This is a genomic window from Achromobacter sp. (genome assembly GCF_057314935.1).
In genome coordinates this window covers 51,878-70,217 of record NZ_DBHKZA010000013.1, presented here as the reverse complement: position 1 = coordinate 70,217, position 18,340 = coordinate 51,878, and the positions used below count along the sequence as shown (strand labels likewise).

General features: G+C 66.7%; 15 protein-coding genes. 8 read left to right on the top strand and 7 right to left on the bottom strand.

All coding sequences use genetic code 11. From position 1 onward, the window contains the following. The first annotated feature begins 9 nt into the window (after nucleotides 1-9). Entirely contained in the window at nucleotides 10-1,488 is a 1,479-nt protein-coding gene (locus tag ACO6D5_RS07040; protein ID WP_485824989.1) for an RNA polymerase factor sigma-54, read from the top strand. 95 nt (nucleotides 1,489-1,583) lie between these two features. Here ACO6D5_RS07040 and ACO6D5_RS07035 read toward each other — a convergent pair whose 3' ends face one another. The 3 genes from ACO6D5_RS07035 to ACO6D5_RS07025 all read right to left on the bottom strand — a co-directional run bounded on the left by ACO6D5_RS07035 (nucleotide 1,584) and on the right by ACO6D5_RS07025 (nucleotide 5,904). After that, nucleotides 1,584-1,940 (bottom strand): hypothetical protein, encoded by a 357-nt coding sequence (locus ACO6D5_RS07035; RefSeq protein ID WP_315845961.1) that lies wholly within the window; start codon nucleotides 1,938-1,940, stop codon nucleotides 1,584-1,586. A gap of 161 nt (nucleotides 1,941-2,101) precedes the next feature. Further along, the gene (locus ACO6D5_RS07030) at nucleotides 2,102-5,113 is read right to left on the bottom strand and encodes a PAS domain-containing protein (RefSeq protein ID WP_485824988.1); all 3,012 of its coding nucleotides are present in this window, start codon (nucleotides 5,111-5,113) and stop codon (nucleotides 2,102-2,104) included. Nucleotides 5,114-5,187: 74 nt separating this feature from the next. Further along, a complete protein-coding gene (locus ACO6D5_RS07025; protein ID WP_485824987.1) occupies nucleotides 5,188-5,904 on the bottom strand; it encodes a DUF2325 domain-containing protein in 717 nt (238 codons plus the stop codon). A gap of 302 nt (nucleotides 5,905-6,206) precedes the next feature. Here ACO6D5_RS07025 and ACO6D5_RS07020 point away from each other — a divergent pair, with 302 nt between their 5' ends. Next, nucleotides 6,207-6,524 carry a flagellar transcriptional regulator FlhD gene (locus ACO6D5_RS07020; RefSeq protein ID WP_315845964.1) on the top strand — a complete coding sequence of 106 codons (318 nt, stop codon included), beginning with the start codon at nucleotides 6,207-6,209 and terminating at the stop codon, nucleotides 6,522-6,524. A 5-nt stretch (nucleotides 6,525-6,529) separates the two neighbouring features. Here ACO6D5_RS07020 and ACO6D5_RS07015 read toward each other — a convergent pair whose 3' ends face one another. Beyond that, complete coding sequence (locus tag ACO6D5_RS07015; RefSeq protein ID WP_315845965.1) at nucleotides 6,530-7,807, bottom strand: MFS transporter; 1,278 nt, start codon at nucleotides 7,805-7,807, stop codon at nucleotides 6,530-6,532. 105 nt (nucleotides 7,808-7,912) lie between these two features. On the opposite strand from ACO6D5_RS07015, the gene ACO6D5_RS07010 reads away from it, so the two are divergent. After that, nucleotides 7,913-8,812: a LysR family transcriptional regulator gene (locus tag ACO6D5_RS07010; RefSeq protein WP_485824986.1), complete on the top strand. Its 900-nt coding sequence runs from the start codon at nucleotides 7,913-7,915 to the stop codon at nucleotides 8,810-8,812. A 156-nt stretch (nucleotides 8,813-8,968) separates the two neighbouring features. Further along, nucleotides 8,969-10,624, top strand: coding sequence for a mucoidy inhibitor MuiA family protein (locus ACO6D5_RS07005; protein ID WP_485824985.1), 1,656 nt, complete (start codon nucleotides 8,969-8,971; stop codon nucleotides 10,622-10,624). 10 nt (nucleotides 10,625-10,634) lie between these two features. Here ACO6D5_RS07005 and ACO6D5_RS07000 read toward each other — a convergent pair whose 3' ends face one another. Both ACO6D5_RS07000 and ACO6D5_RS06995 read right to left on the bottom strand, forming a co-directional pair. Beyond that, nucleotides 10,635-11,945, bottom strand: coding sequence for a ferredoxin reductase family protein (locus ACO6D5_RS07000; protein ID WP_485824984.1), 1,311 nt, complete (start codon nucleotides 11,943-11,945; stop codon nucleotides 10,635-10,637). A gap of 147 nt (nucleotides 11,946-12,092) precedes the next feature. Beyond that, nucleotides 12,093-13,313 (bottom strand): EAL domain-containing protein, encoded by a 1,221-nt coding sequence (locus tag ACO6D5_RS06995; protein ID WP_315845969.1) that lies wholly within the window; start codon nucleotides 13,311-13,313, stop codon nucleotides 12,093-12,095. 285 nt (nucleotides 13,314-13,598) lie between these two features. On the opposite strand from ACO6D5_RS06995, the gene ACO6D5_RS06990 reads away from it, so the two are divergent. Further along, nucleotides 13,599-14,726 (top strand): 3-deoxy-7-phosphoheptulonate synthase, encoded by a 1,128-nt coding sequence (locus ACO6D5_RS06990; protein WP_485824983.1) that lies wholly within the window; start codon nucleotides 13,599-13,601, stop codon nucleotides 14,724-14,726. 9 nt (nucleotides 14,727-14,735) lie between these two features. Here the strand turns inward: ACO6D5_RS06990 and ACO6D5_RS06985 are convergent, their stop codons facing one another. Then, complete coding sequence (locus ACO6D5_RS06985) at nucleotides 14,736-15,974, bottom strand: NAD(P)/FAD-dependent oxidoreductase (RefSeq protein ID WP_485824982.1); 1,239 nt, start codon at nucleotides 15,972-15,974, stop codon at nucleotides 14,736-14,738. 87 nt (nucleotides 15,975-16,061) lie between these two features. Between ACO6D5_RS06985 and ACO6D5_RS06980 the strand changes: the two genes are divergently transcribed. The 3 genes from ACO6D5_RS06980 (at nucleotide 16,062) to ACO6D5_RS06970 (ending at nucleotide 18,333) form a co-directional block, all read left to right on the top strand. Then, complete coding sequence (locus ACO6D5_RS06980; protein WP_485824981.1) at nucleotides 16,062-16,661, top strand: GNAT family N-acetyltransferase; 600 nt, start codon at nucleotides 16,062-16,064, stop codon at nucleotides 16,659-16,661. A gap of 118 nt (nucleotides 16,662-16,779) precedes the next feature. Beyond that, nucleotides 16,780-17,265, top strand: coding sequence for a hypothetical protein (locus ACO6D5_RS06975; protein ID WP_315845972.1), 486 nt, complete (start codon nucleotides 16,780-16,782; stop codon nucleotides 17,263-17,265). 348 nt (nucleotides 17,266-17,613) lie between these two features. Continuing rightward, a complete protein-coding gene (locus tag ACO6D5_RS06970; protein WP_315845973.1) occupies nucleotides 17,614-18,333 on the top strand; it encodes a response regulator transcription factor in 720 nt (239 codons plus the stop codon). Nucleotides 18,334-18,340 lie beyond the last annotated feature (7 nt).

The following is an 18,340-nucleotide window of genomic DNA, read 5'->3' as shown; positions in this document are numbered from 1 at the left end:
GAGACTCGATTGGGCCACCCTACGCAAGAATTGCGCCTGCGACAGCAGATGACGCTGGCGCCCCGGCTGCAGCAGTCCGTCAAGCTGCTGCAGATGTCGGCGCTTGAGTTCACGACCGCGGTGGAGCATGCGCTGGCCACCAATCCCTTTCTTGAAGACGGCGACGAGCAGGAAACCGACGGTACGGCCAACGGCCTGGACGCGAAGCCTCTGGGTTTCGGCAACGACGCCGACGACGCCCACGGCGCCGACACGTCCAGGGAGCAGACGGCGACGCCGGGCGCTGAAGGCGAGGAACCGCCTCCCGATGCGCCTACTTATTCCGGCGATTACCCCATGCCGTCGTCCGGCACCGGCGGTGGCGAAGGCAAGGACCTGGGCCAATGGGCCAGCGCGTCGCTATCGATGCGTGAACGCCTGTCTCTGGACCTTGGCAACTATCACCTGCAGCCGCGTGATCGGCTGCTGGCGGAATTCATCATCGACGCCCTGGATGACGATGGCTATCTGCGCGTGCCGCTCGACAGCCTGTGCAGCCCGGACCGTCCCGAATTCAACCCGCCGCCCGATGACGCGGAATGGACCACCGCCCTGCGCCTGGTTCAGCAGTTGGACGCGCCTGGCCTGGGCGCGCGCGACCTGACCGAATGCCTGACGCTGCAACTGTCAGCCGCGCGTACTGTCGACCCGGCGACCCGTGACTTGGCGTTGCGCATCGTGCGCGAGCATCTGGACCGCCTGGGGAAGAACGACTGCGTGGGACTGCGGCGCCTGCTCGACTGCTCCGATGACGCGCTGCGCGAGGCGTGCGCGCTCATCCGCAGCCTGGACCCGAAGCCGGGCGCCCGCTACAGCGCGGAAGCCCCCGTGTATGTCGTGCCCGACGTGTTCGTGGACAAGTGGCACGCGCGCTGGCGCGTGCTGCCCAACCGTAACGCGATGCCGCATGCGCGCCTGCACCGCACCTACGCAGACCTGTTCCGCCGTGCCCGCTTGGACGATCGCAGCCCCATGGCCCAAGAGCTGCAGGAGGCGCGCTGGCTGGTGCGCAACGTGGAACAGCGTTACACCACCATCCAGCGTGTCGCAGAGGCCATCGTCAAACGGCAGCAGACGTTCTTTGAGTACGGCGAAGTGGCGCTGCGACCCCTGATGCTGCGCGAAGTCGCCGACGATCTGGACATGCACGAGTCCACGGTCTCTCGGGCCACCGTGGGCAAGTACATGGTGACGCCGCGTGGCGTGTTCGAGTTCCGCCACTTCTTCTCCCGCGAGCTTGCCACCGAATCGGGCGGTTCGTGCTCCGCCGCCGCGGTGCGGGCCCTGATCAAGGAAATGGTCGACGCCGAAGACCCCACTATGCCGTTGTCCGATGTGGCCCTGACGCAGCAACTGGCCTCCAGCGGCATCCTGCTGGCGCGCCGTACCGTATCCAAGTACCGCGGGCAACTGCGCGTGCCGCCCGCGGAGTTGCGCCGCCAACACTAGCGGTTTTGCCGGCCGGCGCCGAACGCAAAGAAGGCTTCCCAGCGGAAGCCTTCTTCTTTATGGCAGCCCCGAGGGGGCTGCCAAGTTCCGGACGCTTACTTCGAGCCACCCGAATTCGGATACCCCGGAGGCGGCGCGGCGCCGGCGGCCGGCGTGCGTGGCACGTTGTCGTTGGCCTCGCGAGGACGCTTGGGCGTTTCATCGGAGTGCTTCTTGCCCGAAGACATGGTGCCGCTATGTTGCATCGCGGGCGCGGTGGTCCCCGTAGAGGGCGTCGCATTGGGCGCAGGCGCCATCTGCCCCGCCGGCAAGGGGCGGTTCGGCTGGGCGGCGGAGGCGTCGTTCGGCGTGGAAGACGGCGTAGTCGGGCTGGCGGACTGGGCCAGCGCGGCGCCGGCGGACGTCAGGCCCGTCAGCAGTACAAAAGCGCAAGTCATGGCACGGGTTTTCATAGTCAGACTCCTTGGTTGGAATGCAAGGACCTGTACGCAAGCCTCGTTCCCGCACCCCACCCTGTCTTCATCCGCCCGCCTGCCTGCGCAGCCCGCCGTCCAGCACGTGGGGACGGGTATTTTTTACCTGTCTTTGCAACCCTGGCATCCCCTCGCCAGTGCTACGTCGAGCCTGCGCCGCCCGGCACCGCGTCGCGCGGCTCGGCCAGCATGTGCTGCACCCTTTCGCCCAACGCATCCAGCGAGAACGGCTTGACGATCAATTCCATCCCCTGCTCCAGGAATCCCCGGTCGTGCGCCGCGCTTTCGGCGTATCCCGTCATCAGCAGCACTTTCAGCCCCGGATGCGCCGCCCGCGCGGCATCCGCCAGTTGCCGACCGTTCAGGGCCGGCAAGCCAACGTCCGTCACCAACAGATCGATGCCGGACGTGCCCAGCACCAGCTCCAGCCCCGCCTCGCCATCGGCCGCGGTCAAAACCCGCATGCCCAGCTCGACCAGGCACTCGTGCACCATGTCGCGCACGTTGTCGTCGTCTTCCACCAGGACCACCACGGACGGCTGCCCCACGCCCGGCGCCTGTTGGGCCGAGGGCTCCGGACGCGCTGCCGCATCTGGCGCGCCGTCGTACCGGGGAAGGAAGAGCCTGACCGTCGTGCCCTTGGCGACCGCGCTTTCCAGCGTGGCCATGCCGCCGGCCTGCTTGGCAAAACCATAGATCATCGATAGCCCCAAGCCCGTCCCTTCGCCCAACGGCTTGGTCGTGAAGAACGGATCAAAAGCATGGGCCAACACGTCTGGCGGCATGCCACAGCCGACGTCCGACACCGACACTTCCACGAAATCCCCGGACTTCACGCCGGGAAACTGGCGCAACCGCATCGCATCCATGGACTGATTCAGGCCAGCTATGGTCAAGGCGCCGCCATTGGGCATGGCATCGCAGGCGTTGATCACCAGATTCAGCAACGCGTTCTCGAACTGATTCTTGTCGCATCGTACAGTCCAGAGTCCCGGGTCCAGGTCGAAGACCAGGCGCACGCGCTCGCCCGTGTATCGATGGAACAGGTCGGCCATCGACTGCAAGGTCGACCCTACGCTGAATGGCTTCGGGTCAATGGGCTGGCGCCGGGAAAAAGTCAGCAAGCGTTGCGTCAGGTGCGCGGCCCGGTTGGCGGAATCCATCGCCACGTTGATGAAGCGCTCTGCCTGCTCGGGCGTGTCGGCGTCCAGCTTGCGTTTGATCAGGTACAAGGCGCCCGTGATCCCCTGGAGCATGTTGTTGAAGTCGTGCGCGATCCCCCCTGTCAGCCGCCCCACCGCTTCCATCTTCTGCGACTGCCGCAACGCCTGCTCGGTATCCCGAAGCATCTCGGCCTGCGCCTTCAGGTCGGTATCGTCCCGGCCCGTCATGTAAAGGCTATCCTGCGACCACGACATGCTCCAGGTGATCCAGCGATAGGTGCCGCCGCGCGCCAGCAACCGGTTTTCCATATGCCGCACCGCTTGCGCGGGGTCCGCGTGGGAAGCTTGCGCGATGGCGGCGCGCGTGGCCGCCTGGTCGTCCGGATGCACCAGTTCGGCCAGCCCCATGGAAAGGAACTGCTCCGGACTCCATCCCAGGATGGGCCGCACCGCCGGGTTCACGCTCACGAAGCGCTCTTGCGCGTCGACCACGGCAAGCAACTCCGGCGACAGGCGCCAGATGCGGTCGCGTTCGGCAATGGCGTGCTCGACCCGTTGCTCCAGCGTCCGGGCGTATTGCGAGCGCTCGACGGCATCGCACATGCGTTCCGTCACCTCTTCAATGAAAGTGAGATCGCCGGCCTTGAGCCGGCTGGTGGATTGCGGACGCACCAATAGCGCGGCCCCCTGCCGCCCCCAGCGGCGCATCGGCACCACGATCGCGGAGGGGCGGACCTCGCCCTCCGAATCCGCCAACAGCGGTTCGACATAGGCCGTGCGGCCCTTGCGCAGCGCAGCCTTGAACTCGTCGCCAAACTGCCCGGGCCCGAGCGCCGGCTGGGTCGCCCGGTCCCCCTCGGACCGCCAGCACGTGGACGGCGACACCGACTCCGCATCGTCGCCGGGCCAGTCCACCACGGCCACCAGGCCCAGCGACAGATGTTGCCCCAGGCCTTCGCAGGCGGCGCGTTCGATTTCCGACTGGTGGTGCAGTTCACGCATGCGGTCACCCAGCGACAGCAGGAAATTCTTCCGGTGCTGCCCCTCCCACAGTTCCGTCTCGGCAGCCTTGCGCGCGGTCACGTCCAGGAACAACGCCATCATCCGGTCGTCGCCATCCTTGCGCGCGCGGGCCTCGTACCAGGCCTCCTTGGGAGCCGGCACGGCGAACTCGAACTGCGTTGGCTCACCGGTTTCCACCACTTGGGCGAACGCGTCCATGATCTGCCCGGGCACCCCCGGGATCATCTCGCGCAGCGTATGGCCCAGCGTATCGCCTTCCCGCATGCCGCTTTGGCGCTCGAATGCCGGGTTGACCTCCAGAAAGCGGAAATCCACGATGCGGCCGCTGTCGTCGCGCAGCGCCTCGCTCAGGAAGAAGGCTTCCTGCATGCCGTCGAACATCGCACGCCAGCGCTCGCCGCTGGCGCGCAACGCGGTGTCGGTCAGGTGGCGTTCAATCGCCAACGCCGCGCTGCGCGTCACCAGCGCAATGGCGTCGATATCGTCGGCCGATGGCGAACGCACGGCGCCGTAGTAGTTCGAGAACACTCCCAAGAGGCGTCCGTCCGGCGCCTTGATCGGCGTGGACCAGCACGCCCGCAATCCGTGCGCCAGCGCCAAGTCGCGCCAGCGTTCCCAATCGGGATGCGAGGCGATGTCCTCCACATACACGGCACTGCCTGCAAACGCCGCCGAGCCCCAGGACGCCATGTGCGGCCCGATCGGCGTGCGCTGCACTGCCAGGTTGAACGCCGCGGGCAAGCTGGGTGCCGCGGCATGCAACAGGAATGTCCCGGTATCGTCGATCAGGGCGATCGCCGCGCGTAATTCGACGCTGGATTGCGCCTCGATAGCGTACAGCACGTGCTCCAGCACGTGCGGCAGCGGCATGCCTGCGGCAATCCGCTGCAACATGATGCGTTCGTCTTCCAGACGGGCAAGCGTATCCGTCCAAGGGAGGGCTACGCGATCTTGTTTTTTCAACATGTCTGCCCCCTTTCGCCAACGCCTACTGTATTGCGGGGCGGGGTCGCCTTGCGGAAACGCTCGGTAACGCGACGCTACCGTTCCTGCTCCAACGGGGTGTCTGCGACCAGGCGCAAGGCGTTCAGCGCTTCGGGCTTGTCGACCAGCACGCATTGCTTGCCCGTGCGGGTGCAGTGGTCTTTGACGCGCCAGTAGGCGCCATGGCTGACGCACCCCGTCTGGCAGATGACCAGATCCGCAGCAACCAGACTGGCCTCGAGCGTCGCGCCGTCCGCGTCGCCCTCGCCGCTGTGGCCCAGGTAACGGCCGCCGGCAAGCTCCACGACTTTGCGCGTGAGCATCAACGCCATGGCGTCTTCGCCCACGCAGAGCACGGATTTTTCACGCAGGGCGACGGCCGTCACGGCAGGCGGAGGCGCCACGGCGTCGGCCAGCGGTTCGACGGGACGCGCCCGTGCCTGGCTGGCGCGGTCCTGCCAGGCCAACCGCTCGCGCATGAGGCACTGGATGCGCTCCATCAACTGCGTGACCCGCCGCGCCAGCGCCACCCGCCTGGGCAGGCCCGGTATCGCCCCTTCCAATGCGCGATGGTCTTCCCGCGCCCAGGCCAATGCGGTCTCACGCTGGATGACCGCGGCGCGCAGGCGCATGGCTTGCGCTTCCAGATACAGGATCCGCGCCGCCTGCGCGCTGAGCAATTGGCTGCAATGCGATTGCGCCTGGCCATAAGCGGCAAGCAGCGCCGCATGTTCACGCTGCAGTGTCTGTCGGTCTAGGGTAGAGGAAGTCATCGCAGGCCTCGGGTTGAACCGGTCACCGGATAGCTGCGCGCAGGACACTCCCCGCAGCGCGCCACTTGGCATGCGGGCAATTATAAATGAGAATGCGTCGTTTTTAAGAAATGACGGCCTGCCCGCCCCGCGCACAGGGAAATCCATAACTGACGCGCCCGGATCGCTTAAATATGATCGACAAACTCTTCCGGCTCGCAAGCCCGCCCCGGGCTTGGAATAGGCGTTCCCACGAGGACGCCACGCGCCCTTCCGCTCCGGCCGTGGCCGACCGGCGGAACCATCGAAGTCAGGGATGCCCGATGCCGAAATCCACCGAACTTCTGCGCGATATCCACGAAACCAACCTGATGTATTTGCTGCTATTGCAGCGTCTGGCCCGCACCGGCAACGCGCCAGCGATGGCCGGGCTGCAGATATCGCCGCACGCCTGTCAATGGCTGGCCGCCCTTTCCCCTGAGAACCTGATCAAGATGTCGCGATGCAGCGTGCTGCTGGCGCAGCTGGATCTGACGCCGCACCTGCTGCTGTCGGCGCTCAGCCAGGGCATCGACGCCACGCTGGCGGCCAGGGCGGTCGCCGCGGCGCCCCCCGAACCGCAGGCCGCCCAACTGCCCTGACGCCCTCAGGAAGACTCGCCCACAATGGCCGTGGCGCGCTTGGCGCTACCGCCGGTGCGCCACGCCAGTCCCGTGCTGATCGCAAGCGCCAGCGTGAGCAGCCCGCCGGCCATCGCCGCGACGCCCGGCCATTGGCTGGAGGCCCAGAAATGGCCGCCCCAGGCACCCAGCACGCTGGATCCCACGTAGTACACCAGCAGGTAGAGCGACGCCGCCAGTGCCTTGTAGCCGCGCGCCATCTGCCCCACCCACCCGCTGGCCACCGCATGCGCGGCGAAAAAGCCGAACGTGAAGAGGACGATGCCGGCGATCAGCACGGGCAACGACTCCGACAGCGTCAGCAGCAAGCCGGCCAGCGCCAGGCCCGTAGCGGCGGACAGCATCACTCCCCGGCCATGGCGGTCGGCAAGCCGGCCGAAGAACGTCGACGCGAAGATCCCCACCAGATACACGACGAAGATGAAGCCGATGAAAGTCTGGCTCAACGAAAACGGCGGCAGCAGCAGACGGAAGCCCACATAGTTGTAGAGCGTGACGAAAGCGCCCATCAACAAGCCGCCCATCGCGAACAGCGCGCACAGCGGGCCGTTCTTCAGATGGGCGCTGACGCCGGCGCGCACATCGCCCGCCACACCGGCCCAGCCCCGGCCGCGTTGCGGCGCGAAGCGGCGCGAAGGCGGCAGCAGCCAAACGAACAACACGGCGGCCACAATGCCCAGCAAGCCCAGCGTGCCCATCGCCGCCCGCCAGCCGAAGTGGTCAGACACCAGGCCGGTGATGACGCGGCCTGACAGGCCACCGAAGGCGCTGCCGCTGATGTACAGGCCCATGACGAAGCCCAGCGTATCCGGTTCGACCTCTTCGGCCAGATAGGCCATCGCCACGGCCGGCACGCCGCCCATCGCCACGCCCTGCAAGGCCCGCAGCGCCAACAGGCTGTGCCAGTCCGGCGCCACCGCCGCCACGGTGCCCAGCACGGCCGACGCGACCAAGGACAGCGCCATCACCCGCTTGCGCGGCAGCGATTGCGAGAACAGTCCGACGAAGAAAATCGCCACGGCCAGCAACCCGGTGCACAGGGACAGAACCAGGCTGCTTTGCGCGGGCGACACGCCGAACGCGTGCGTGAACAGCGGCATCAGCGGCTGCACGCAATACAACAGGGAAAAGGTGGAAAAGCCGGCGGCGAACAACGCCCATTGCGCGCGACGCAACCCGGGCGTACCCCGGGCAAGATAATCAGCGGGGGCCGGAGAAGAAGGACTGGCGGAGGGGGTAGACATCAGGATTCTCGAATGGCATCGGGCGTGCAGCCCGCCCCATAAAAGTAGACTTTTCCCCTGCATATGTCCAATATATGAAACTCACAGAGCCCATACTTTAAAACGATGGAACTCCGCCACCTGCGCTATTTCACCGCCGTCGCCGAAGAGCTGCACTTCACCCGGGCGGCAGCCCGGCTGGGCATCGGACAGCCGCCTCTCAGCCAGCAGATCCAGCAGCTGGAACGCGAAATCGGCACGCCGCTGTTCCTGCGGCTGCCGCGAGGGGTCGAAATGACCGAGGCCGGGGTTCAGTTCCAGGAAGACGCTCGCGCCATCCTGGCCAGCGCCGACCGCGCCATCGACACTGCCCGCCGCCTTGGCCGGGGCGAACGCGGCGCCCTCACCGTGGGATTCACCGCGTCGGCCGTGTTTCACCCCTACCTGCCGCGCGCCATCCGCGCCTTCCGCGACCGCTATCCCGATGTGCGCGTCACGCTGACAGAAGGCAACACCGTGTCGCTGCTGCGCGGCCTGCGGCTGGGCGAGGTGGACGTCGCATTCGTGCGCCCGCCCTACCTGCTGGACGCCGAATTCGAATCCGAGCGGGTGCTGGACGAACCGATGCTGGTCGCCCTGCCGCCCGACCATCCCTTGAGCCGCCTCGCCAGCGTGCCCATCGCCGCGCTGGCAGACCAGGATTTCGTGCTGTATCCGCGCCCGATCGGCGCAGGGCTGTACGACGCCATTCAATCCGCCTGCCAGCGGGCGGGCTTTGCCCCGCGCGTGATTCAGGAAGCGCCGCAGATGGCGTCCATCGTCAGCCTGGTCGCCGCCGGCGTCGGGATCTCGGTCGTGCCCGCGGCCATGCGCCACATGGGCGCGGAAGGCATCGAGTACCGGCCCATCGCCGGCGACGCCCCGCACGCCTTGCTGGACATGGCCTACCGGCGCCACGACCGTTCCATCGCGGCCGGCAACGCCGTGGACATGCTGCGCCGTCTTGCCCACCCCGAACGGTCTTGAAAACCGGAGGAAAAATGGGGCAGTATCGCCCTGTCGCTTTTGTCATCTTCTGTAAGGCCGCGGCTGAATACGCGGAGTAAATTGTCGCGCTATCGGTGATCCGTCCCTGAACCGGGCCGCAGCCTTGCCGACTTCAACCTTCCTACAGGTGACTTAGTGCGACGTACCCTTCTGGCCTTGGCCATCGCAACGATTCCCGGCTTGGGCGCAGCCGCCGGGCTGGCATCCTCCATTGGCGCGGTGACGGTCTATCAGGACCGTGCCGTGGTGACCCGGTCGGCCAGCAGCGAACTCGCCGCCGGCGAACACGAACTCGTGCTGGAAAACCTGCCTGCCTCATTGCAGGAGAATTCGCTGCAAGTGTCGGCCAAGAGCACCGGCCAAGCTTCGCTGCTGGACGTCAAGGTGCGCGACGCCTTCCAGGCCGACACCACCAACGAGCGGGTCCGCGCACTGCAGGAACAATTGCGCAAGCTGGAAGCCCAGCAAGCAGAACTGGACGACGAGGCCACCGTGCTGGACAACCAGCGTGAGCTCGTCCTGATGATGCAGCGGGGCGCGACCGAACCCGCCAAGGAAGGCGCCCGCTTGACCTTGGACGAATTGAAGGCGATCCAGACGCTCAGCGCCGACAGCCTGGGCAAGACGCTGGCCAGCCTGCGCCAGGTCGCCGAACGCAAGACCGTGCTGGAACGCGAAATCGACGCGCTCCAACAACAATTGAACGTCGTGCAGGGGCAGTTGAGCCGCCGCAGCAAGACGGTCACGCTGCGTGTGAACCTGGCGCGCGCGGGCAAGGTGGACCTGGCGGTGTCGTATGCCGTGGGCGGCGCCCGCTGGACGCCCGCCTACGACGCCCGCTTGCGTCCCGCTGACCGCAGCGTGGACCTGGGCTACTTCGGTGTCATCAGCCAGAACACGGGCGAAGACTGGAAGAACGTCAAGCTGACGTTGTCCACCGCACGCCCGTCGCTGGGCGGCGGCGCGCCGCCCCTGCAACCGTGGATCATCGATGTGGCGCCCCCGCCCCCGCCGCCTCGCCCGCCCCGGCCGGTCGCCGCGCCCGCCCCTATCGCCGGCGAGATGTCGATGAAGCGCTCACGCCCGGCACAGGCTGACGAAGCCTATGCCAACGCCGCCATGCCCGAACCCGCGCCCGAAGCCGTCGAGGTGTCCACCGCCCAAATGCAGAACGACGCTACCAGCGCCTCGTTCCAGATCAAGAGCCCGGCCACCCTGCCGTCGGACAACTCGTCGCAACGCGTGGCCATCGCCACCGCCAAGCTGCCGGCCACGCTGCAGTACCAGTCCACGCCCGCGCTGCGGGAAGCGGTCTTCCTGACCGCGCAAGCCAGCAACAGCACGGACTTCCCGTTCCTGGCCGGCCCGTTGAACACGTTCCTGGATGACGCTTTCGTGGCCTCAAGCCGCATCAAGGCGGTCATGCCCGGCGAAAAGGTCGAACTGGCCATGGGCGCAGACGATGGCATATCCATCAAACGCCAGCTGGTGAACCGGTATACCGAAAGCACGGGGTTTTCGGGCAGCGGCAAGCGTGTGACCTATGAATACAAGATCACGGTGAAGAACAATAAGGCCACCAAGGAACAGATCGTGTTCAAGGACCGCCTGCCGGTCTCGCGCAACGAGAAGATCGTGGTGAAGCTGCTGTCGCCCGCCGACCGCGACGTCAAGCGCGAAGAAGACGGCAAGCTTGCGTGGGAATGGGAACTGGAACCGGGCAAATCGCGTGAGACGGTGCTGAAGTTCTCGGTGGATTATCCGGGCGATGTCGACGTGTCCGGCATCTGACCCACCGGCCCTACCGCATCTGGAACGCCTCCTGGTGGAACAATTGGCGCACCGGCATACCCCGCCGGTGCAGCCCGTCTTTCAGCGCATCGGCGAATCCCGTCGGTCCACAGAACCAGACACTGGGCCAAGGGGTCCCGGCAACACGGCCGGCCAATAGGTCGGCTGCCGTCAACGGCCGTTGCGCTTCGCTGTACCACACATGCAGCGTCACCCTGGGAACCTGGGCGCATAGCGTCTCCAGCTGCCGGGCAAACGGCGCGTCGGCCTCATTGCGCGCGCAGTAGTACAGGGTCGCCTTCGGCGCGCGGTCCGGGTCGGCCTGCAACGACTCCAGCCAGGAGATGAAGGGCGTCACGCCGATGCCCGCGGCGACCCAGATCTGCGGGCGGCCGTCATCGCACGGCAGATCGAAGCAGCCATAGGGCCCTTCCACCGTCACCGCCTGCCCCGCCTTCAGACTGGTCTGGAGCCGCCGGGTGTAATCGCCCAGCGCCTTGATGGAAAACCGCACGCGCCCCGTGCCGTCATCCGCACCCGACACCGTGAAGGGATGCGCGCCTTCGCGGCGGTCGGCCGTCAGGAAGGCGAACTGGCCGGCGCGGTGGTGCCAGTCGCCCTCGATCCTACAGGTCAGCGACAGGATGTCGTCGGACAGCGGGTCGACGGCGAGCACCAGCCCCTTGTGCCGCCGCGCTCGGCCGATGCTGCCGGTCAACGCCAGCACGGCGCATGCACTGCCCACGGCGGTCGCCACCGCCACCAGCCATCCTGCGGGTTGCCACCACCAGGCGGCAGGCGTCAGCACCACGCCGTGGAACGCGACCACCAGGAACACGACGGCCGCGATGCGATGCACCTGACGCCACAGGTGATACGGAAACCGCCGCCAAAGCGTCAGCACCACCAACGCCACCAGGATCCAGACCGCCCATTCCCCGATGTCCTTGGCGGACCCGCGGAACATGTCCAGCCAGGCTGCCACGCGCGGCGTCTTGGGCACAGGGTCAAACAGCGCAAGCAGCAGCGGTTTGCCAATCTTGACCAGGTAATGCGTCGCGGCAAGGGCCGTCGCCAGGATGCCGCTCCACTTGTGCAGGCGATACATCTTGTCCAGGCCGCCCAACCGGGATTCGATCCATCGCGGGCGGACCGCCAATAGCATGATGAGCGCCATCAGGGCATAGGCGCCCAGGCCCGTCAACAGGATGAGCTGGTCGCGCAGGATCCAGATGTTGAATGCGGCCGGCGGATGCGTCCAGACCGTCCCGCCCCAGGCCAACAGGCACAACAGCAAGACGGCGCCAAGTGTGCGTCGCATCGATTCACCTCTCCACGGGTTGCCTCGAACAGCCTCCATGGTAGTGGCACATATGCCCCCTATTCGCCGCGCAACCCGCCTGCCTTGATCCCCGTCAACGCCCCCGGCAATCCCGCCGAACCAGCGGCAGGCCCAGGACGAACGCCGTCAATGCCGGCGGCAGAAATCGATGAACGCGTCGGCATCCAGCGGCACGGACAGCCCGTAGCCCTGCGCCACGTCGCAGCCCAGCTCGCGCAGCAACTGCACGTCGCGATCTTGCTCCACGCCTTCGGCCACCACGCGCCGCCCCAGCACGCGGCCCATTTCGATGGCCGCGGCCACCACCGCCCGCGACGCCGCTTCGCGGTGCATATGCACGATGAAGTCGCGGTCGATCTTCAATTCGGTGAACGGCATGGCGGAAAACAGCCGCATCGACGCGATGCCGGCGCCGAAATCGTCCATCGCCAGTTCAAAGCCCCGGACCCGCAACAGGTTCAGCACCGAGGACAGCGCCAGCCAATCGTTGACGGGTTCGTCCTCGGTCAGCTCGATCTTCACCAGCCGGGCCGGCAACCCCGCCTGCGCCACGCGCTTTTCCAGCAGCGTGGGCAAGTCCCGCGAGCACAGCGTGGACGACGACGCATTGATGGCGATCGGCACGGCGATGTCCTCGGCATGCATGCGCTGCAAGACCTCGATGACCCGGTCGACCACGCGCAGGAACAGCATCCGGTCCATGCCCAGGCGATGCGCGGCCGGCACGAAGTCGGCCGCGGAAATGGGACCCAGTTCAGGGTGGTCCCAACGCGACAGCGCTTCGGCCGCCAGCACCTGGCCCGTCAACAGGCTCATCTGCGGTTGCAGCACCACGCTCATGCCCATGCCGGTGATCAGGGCGCGTCCGAGTTCGGCCTCGATCACGTCGCGCCGGACCGATTGCTGGCGCGGCGAGGTCACGTCTTCGGTGGACAGCAGCGCCGTCTTGACCGCCTGATGCATGGAGGTGCGCGATACGGGTTTGGACAGGGCCTGTGCCGACGGGCAGCCGGCTTGCAGCGCCAGCCGCACATGCGACTGCAGCAGCTCGTCGCTCAGGCTGCTGATCCAGATGATGGGCGGCATGGCTTTCAGCCGCCCGACATCGGCGAGACGCCGCAGTTCATTGGGCAGATGCGTGCCGTCGCCATCGCCCATCACGATGTCGCTGATCACCAGGTCGTAGAACTGGCGGCCCAGCGCGCCAACGGCCTCCGTGCTGCTTCCCACGCCGGCGACCCGGCGATACCCCAACGCCAGCAGCATGTTCTGCAGGTAAGCGCGCTCGACCGGGTGGTCTTCAACCAGAAGAATCCGTCGAGCCGCTCCGGCGTCGGTTTTAGGCATTACGTTCCGTCCTAGCTTATAGGGCGGGCCTTCGCAGGCGGCCGCTTGAAATCGCTGGACTCCATCCTACGGCATCTGCAGCTGATCTGTCGTCATCAAGAACGGTTTAGTGCCATTTCTATGCCGATAGGCTTAGGTTTTGGAGCATCTTCCCCCGATGGACCCGCCCCCATTCGTCGGGGCGCAACGCCCGGACTCGGTCAGACGGCTCCCACCGCCCGGCGCACCGCGGCGCCGCCGGTGCGATAATGGCTGTCTTTACGCATCTACGGCACGGAGCATCCCTTGACCCGCATTGACGACCCCCAGCACGACCGCGAGGTCGGCACGGCCGACTCGACCCAGGACAACACGCGCACCGACGACACGCGCATCAGCGCCGTGCGTCCGCTGATTTCGCCCGCGCTGCTCCAGGACGAACTGCCCGTTTCCCCCGCCATCCAGACCCTGGTCGAAGACAGCCGCGCCCAGATCGCCGACGTGCTGCATGGCCGCGACGACCGCCTCCTGATCGTGGTCGGCCCCTGCTCCATCCACGACCATGGCCAGGCAATGGAATACGCCCGCCAGCTGCGCGCCGCCGTGGACCAGCACAAGAAAGACCTGCTGATCGTCATGCGCGTCTATTTCGAAAAACCCCGCACCACCGTCGGCTGGAAGGGTTATATCAATGACCCGCGCCTGGATGGCAGCTTCCGCATCAATGAAGGCCTGCGCCGCGCCCGCGAACTGCTGCTGGACATCAGCGGCCTGGGCCTGCCGATCGCGACTGAATTCCTCGACCTGCTCAGCCCGCAATACATTGCCGACCTGATCGCCTGGGGCGCCATCGGCGCACGCACCACTGAAAGCCCCAGCCACCGCCAACTGAGCTCGGGTCTGAGCTGCCCGCTGGGCTTCAAGAACGGCACCGACGGCGGCGTGCAGATTGCCGCGGACGCCATGGTGGCCGCCAGCGCCAAGCATGCCTTCATGGGGATGACCAAGATGGGCATGGCAGCCATCTTCGAAACCCGCGGCAACCAGGACACCCACGTGATCCTGCGCGGCGGCAAGCAAGGCCCCAATTACGACGCCGCCAGCGTGGACGCCTGTTGCGCCGCCCTGCGCGCCGCCGGCCAGCGTGAACAAGTCATGATCGACTGCTCGCACGCCAACTCGAACAAGTCGCACCTGCGCCAGATCGATGTCGCCAACGACATCGCCGCCCAGCTTGCCCAGGGCGATGCCCGCATCACCGGCGTCATGATCGAAAGCCACCTGGAAGAAGGCCGCCAGGACCTGAAGCCCGGCCAGCCCCTGCGCCGCGGTGTGTCGATCACCGACGCCTGCCTGGGCTGGTCCCAGACCGAACCGGTGCTGGACGCCCTGGCGCTGGCTGTCCGTCAGCGCCGCGAAAAGGCCGCGGCCTGATCCTGCGCGTCAGCGGCGCAAGCCGTAAGGGGCCGGATCCATATCCGGCCCCTGCCCCGTGATCAGGCTGGCCAGCAGCTTGCCGGTCACCGGGCCCAGCGTGAAGCCGTGATGCGCGTGGCCGAATGCCATCCATAGCCCGGGGTGCCGGGGTGCGGGGCCGATCACCGGGCGCATGTCCGGCATGCAGGGGCGGCAACCCATCCACGGTTCGCGTTCGACCGCGGCGCCCAAGGGCAGCAACTGCGCGGCCAGGGCCCGCGTCCGCTGGATCTGGATGGGCGACGGCGGCGCGTCCCGCGCCGCGAACTCCGCGCCTGTCGTCAGCCGCACGCCCAGCGTCATCGGCGTCACGACGAATCCGCAGTCGATATCGGCGACCGGGTGGGATAAGGTCGCCCCGTCTTCCAGCGCGAAGTGCTGGTGATATCCCCGCTTGACCGCCATCGGAATGCGATAGCCCAGTGGCCGCAGCACATCGGGCGACCACGGCCCCAGCGCCACGACCACGTCGCGCGCTTCGATCACCCCGTCTTCGCCCTGCACCTGCCAGCCTTTGCCTGGCGCCGGCTTCAGGCTGCGCGCGTCGCCCTTGGCAAGCTGCCCGCCGCGCTGCTGGAACAAGGCGGCGTAGCCCCGCGTCACGGCGCCCGGATCCGACACATTGACGGGGTCCAGCCAATGGATCGCGCCCACCATCCTTGTAGACAGCGCGGGCTCCAGCGCCGACAGCGCCTGCCGGTCCAATACGCGGTAGTTCAAACCATAGGGCGCCAGCGCCTCGGCCTCGGCGATGGCACGCGTCAATCCGGCTTCGGTGCGCACGCCGTCGATCCAGCCGTTGCGGCGGAACAGGTGCGAGATCTGCGCGTCGTCCTTCAACGCATCGTGCTCGGCCACGCTGCGCTCGATCAGCGGCAGCATGGCGTCGGCCGCGCGGGCCAGCCGCGTCGGCGACGAATGCCACCAGTAGCGCAGCAGCCAAGGCGCCACGCGGGGCAGAAAGCGCGGGTGATAACTGACGTCCGGCGTGTTGTTCCGCGCATAGCGCCAAACGCTGCGCCAATCGCGCGGGAAGGCATAGGGTATGACGCTGGCGCGTTCGATCAGGCCGGCATTGCCGTAACTGGTTTCCTCGCCCGGGCCGCGCCGGTCCAAGAGCACCACGGAGCGGCCGCGCGCCGCCAGATGCAGCGCCGTGCTCACCCCGACGATGCCCGCCCCAAGAACCACGACGTCTGTTTTCATGCGCCGGATTCTGCGCCACGCGCCCGGGTTCGGCAAGCCGTGCAAGCGTAGAATCCAACGCTGGACACGGCCGCCCCGGACTTCGACATGCCCCTCCCCTTGCTGCAACCCGTCACGCTTGAAGGCGAGGTCGTCCGCCTGGAACCGCTTGCGGCCGAGCACGCCGACGCGCTGGCCGGCGTCGGCCTGCATCCCGAACTCTGGCGCTTGCAGCCGGAACCCCTGGAGACCGCCGACGACATGCGCCGTTACGTCGAGCGCGCGCTGGCGGCGCAGCGCGACGGGACCTGTCTACCCTTTGTCATCGTGCAGCAAAGCTCGGGGCAGATCATCGGGGCGACGCGCTATATGGACATCGCGTTGGCGCACAAACGGCTGGAAGTCGGGGCGACCTGGCTCACGCCGGCCGCCCAGCGTTCTGGCGCCAATACCGAAGCAAAATTCCTGCTGTTGCAGCACGCTTTTGAAACAATTGGTATCATACGCGTTGTCTTCAAGACGGAGCTGGGCAATACGCAGTCGCGCCAAGCCATTCTCCGGATCGGCGGCGTCGAAGAGGGTGTGTTCCGCAAGCACCTGATCGCGCAATCGGGACGCACCCGCGACATGGTCTATTACGCCATCCTCGACGAGGATTGGCCGGCGGTCAAAGCGCGCCTGCAGGCGCGCATGCACCGGCCGCAATAGCGCCGCGCGCTACGCTCTTTTCGCAGCCGGCCACCGCGTTCCGCAGAACCGGGGCCGTTATCGCAGGACCGGCGGTCCGACGGCGCTGTTCGCCTTCGCCGCCCTTTTCAAGTCAGGTATGGACTCTTCTTCCCTCCTCCCGGCCGCAGGCTCCCAGGCGCGCCACACCATATTCCTCTACACGGAAGAACAGCGGGGCAACCAGTTGGTCGAATCGCCGGTCATCGGCATGCTGTCCGACGTTTCGGGTTCGGACAAGCTAGTGGTGGTGCAGGACCCGCACAGCGGCCTGAAATTCATCTATCGCGTCGACCACGAAAGCAGCAACCTCGACGCCGCCGCCATCACCGAGCAAGAACCCGCCTCGTTCAACGGCAAGACCTCGGTGCAGATCAATGCCATGTCTTACCGCTTGGGCACCGTCGAGAACGCCATGAAGCTGCTGCGCGGCAAAACGCAATGGATCCAGGACAAAGGGGCGGTGCTGTCGGTGCTGCTGCAAAACGCCGCCGCCCGCAAGACGCGCTTCTCCGCCGTGCGCATCGAGCGCGACCGCATGCGCAAGGTGCCGCACGGGGTCCCCGTGGAATACCTGCCTACATAAATAGGATGGCGCCAGCCGGGCGGGTCTTATCCACAATTTCTGTGGATAAGACCCGCCCGGATGCACGAGGCCCGGCCGTTCAAACGACAGCGCACGGGGCTGCGCATTTTTTGACCAGTCAAAGTTTCTTTCGCGGGCGGATGACATCCCGCACAGGTGCCGCACCGCCACAAACGGGGATGATGATATTCTCCGCAAGCGCCAGCGATACAAAACGTATCGCGCCCCTTGGCCCCTGCGCCCGCCCGCAGCGGACTCCCCCCAAACAAGAAGCCGTAGCATGACAACAGCGAAAAGCGTGCTTGCCGTTGGAGCGCCTCGCGTGCAAGCGCGGGGATCTACCACGCCGTGACGATCATCATCGTCGACGACCATGGAGATTGGCGCGACACCATCGCCGAGTACATCCAGGACCTGGGCCTGGACAAAGCCATCCTCACCGCAGGTTCGCTGGCCGAGCTGGATCAGCTGTTGCTCACGGTCACGCCCGGCATCCTGGTGCTGGACGCGATGCTCCCCGACGGCGACGCCTTGACCCGGGTGTCGCATCTGCGCACGACGTATCCGTCAATGGGCATCATCATGCTGACCGGCCGCCTGCTCAGCGAAGACAAGATCTCGGGCCTGAGCCTGGGCGCCGACCATTATCTGACCAAGCCCGTCAATCTGGCCGAACTGGGCGCCACCCTGGTGTCGCTGTCGCGCCGGCTGCGCGTCGTGCCCCCCGCCGACGTCAATGCCGCGCAGTCCGATGCCTGGCGCTTCGATCCCTCGCGCCGCACGCTGATGTCGCCCAACCAGGTCTGCGTCGACATCACCGACACCGAAAGCCGCTTGATCGGCGCGCTGATCCAGGCCGCGCCGCTGCCCCTGTCGCGCGGCCGCCTGGTCGAAGCGCTGGGCGCCAGCACCGACGCCTACGACACGCATCGCCTGGATGCGCACATGCACCGCCTGCGCCGCAAGCTGCGCGCGCAAGCCGGCGGCGACATGGGCATCCGCACCGTGTATGGCGTAGGCTATGTCTGCACCACGCCCGTACAGATCGTCGGCAACCTCAAGCCCTGACACACCC

Excerpts from the sequence above, each read along its gene's own strand:
- ACO6D5_RS07035 (WP_315845961.1), bottom strand. The coding sequence starts at position 1,940 with ATGAAAACCCGTGCCATGACTTGCGCTTTTGTACTGCTGACGGGCCTG.
- ACO6D5_RS07030 (WP_485824988.1), bottom strand. The coding sequence starts at position 5,113 with ATGTTGAAAAAACAAGATCGCGTAGCCCTCCCTTGGACGGATACGCTT.
- ACO6D5_RS07025 (WP_485824987.1), bottom strand. The coding sequence starts at position 5,904 with ATGACTTCCTCTACCCTAGACCGACAGACACTGCAGCGTGAACATGCG.
- ACO6D5_RS07020 (WP_315845964.1), top strand. The coding sequence starts at position 6,207 with ATGCCGAAATCCACCGAACTTCTGCGCGATATCCACGAAACCAACCTG.
- ACO6D5_RS07015 (WP_315845965.1), bottom strand. The coding sequence starts at position 7,807 with ATGTCTACCCCCTCCGCCAGTCCTTCTTCTCCGGCCCCCGCTGATTAT.
- ACO6D5_RS07010 (WP_485824986.1), top strand. The coding sequence starts at position 7,913 with ATGGAACTCCGCCACCTGCGCTATTTCACCGCCGTCGCCGAAGAGCTG.
- ACO6D5_RS07000 (WP_485824984.1), bottom strand. The coding sequence starts at position 11,945 with ATGCGACGCACACTTGGCGCCGTCTTGCTGTTGTGCCTGTTGGCCTGG.
- ACO6D5_RS06995 (WP_315845969.1), bottom strand. The coding sequence starts at position 13,313 with ATGCCTAAAACCGACGCCGGAGCGGCTCGACGGATTCTTCTGGTTGAA.
- ACO6D5_RS06985 (WP_485824982.1), bottom strand. The coding sequence starts at position 15,974 with ATGAAAACAGACGTCGTGGTTCTTGGGGCGGGCATCGTCGGGGTGAGC.
- ACO6D5_RS06980 (WP_485824981.1), top strand. The coding sequence starts at position 16,062 with ATGCCCCTCCCCTTGCTGCAACCCGTCACGCTTGAAGGCGAGGTCGTC.
- ACO6D5_RS06975 (WP_315845972.1), top strand. The coding sequence starts at position 16,780 with ATGGACTCTTCTTCCCTCCTCCCGGCCGCAGGCTCCCAGGCGCGCCAC.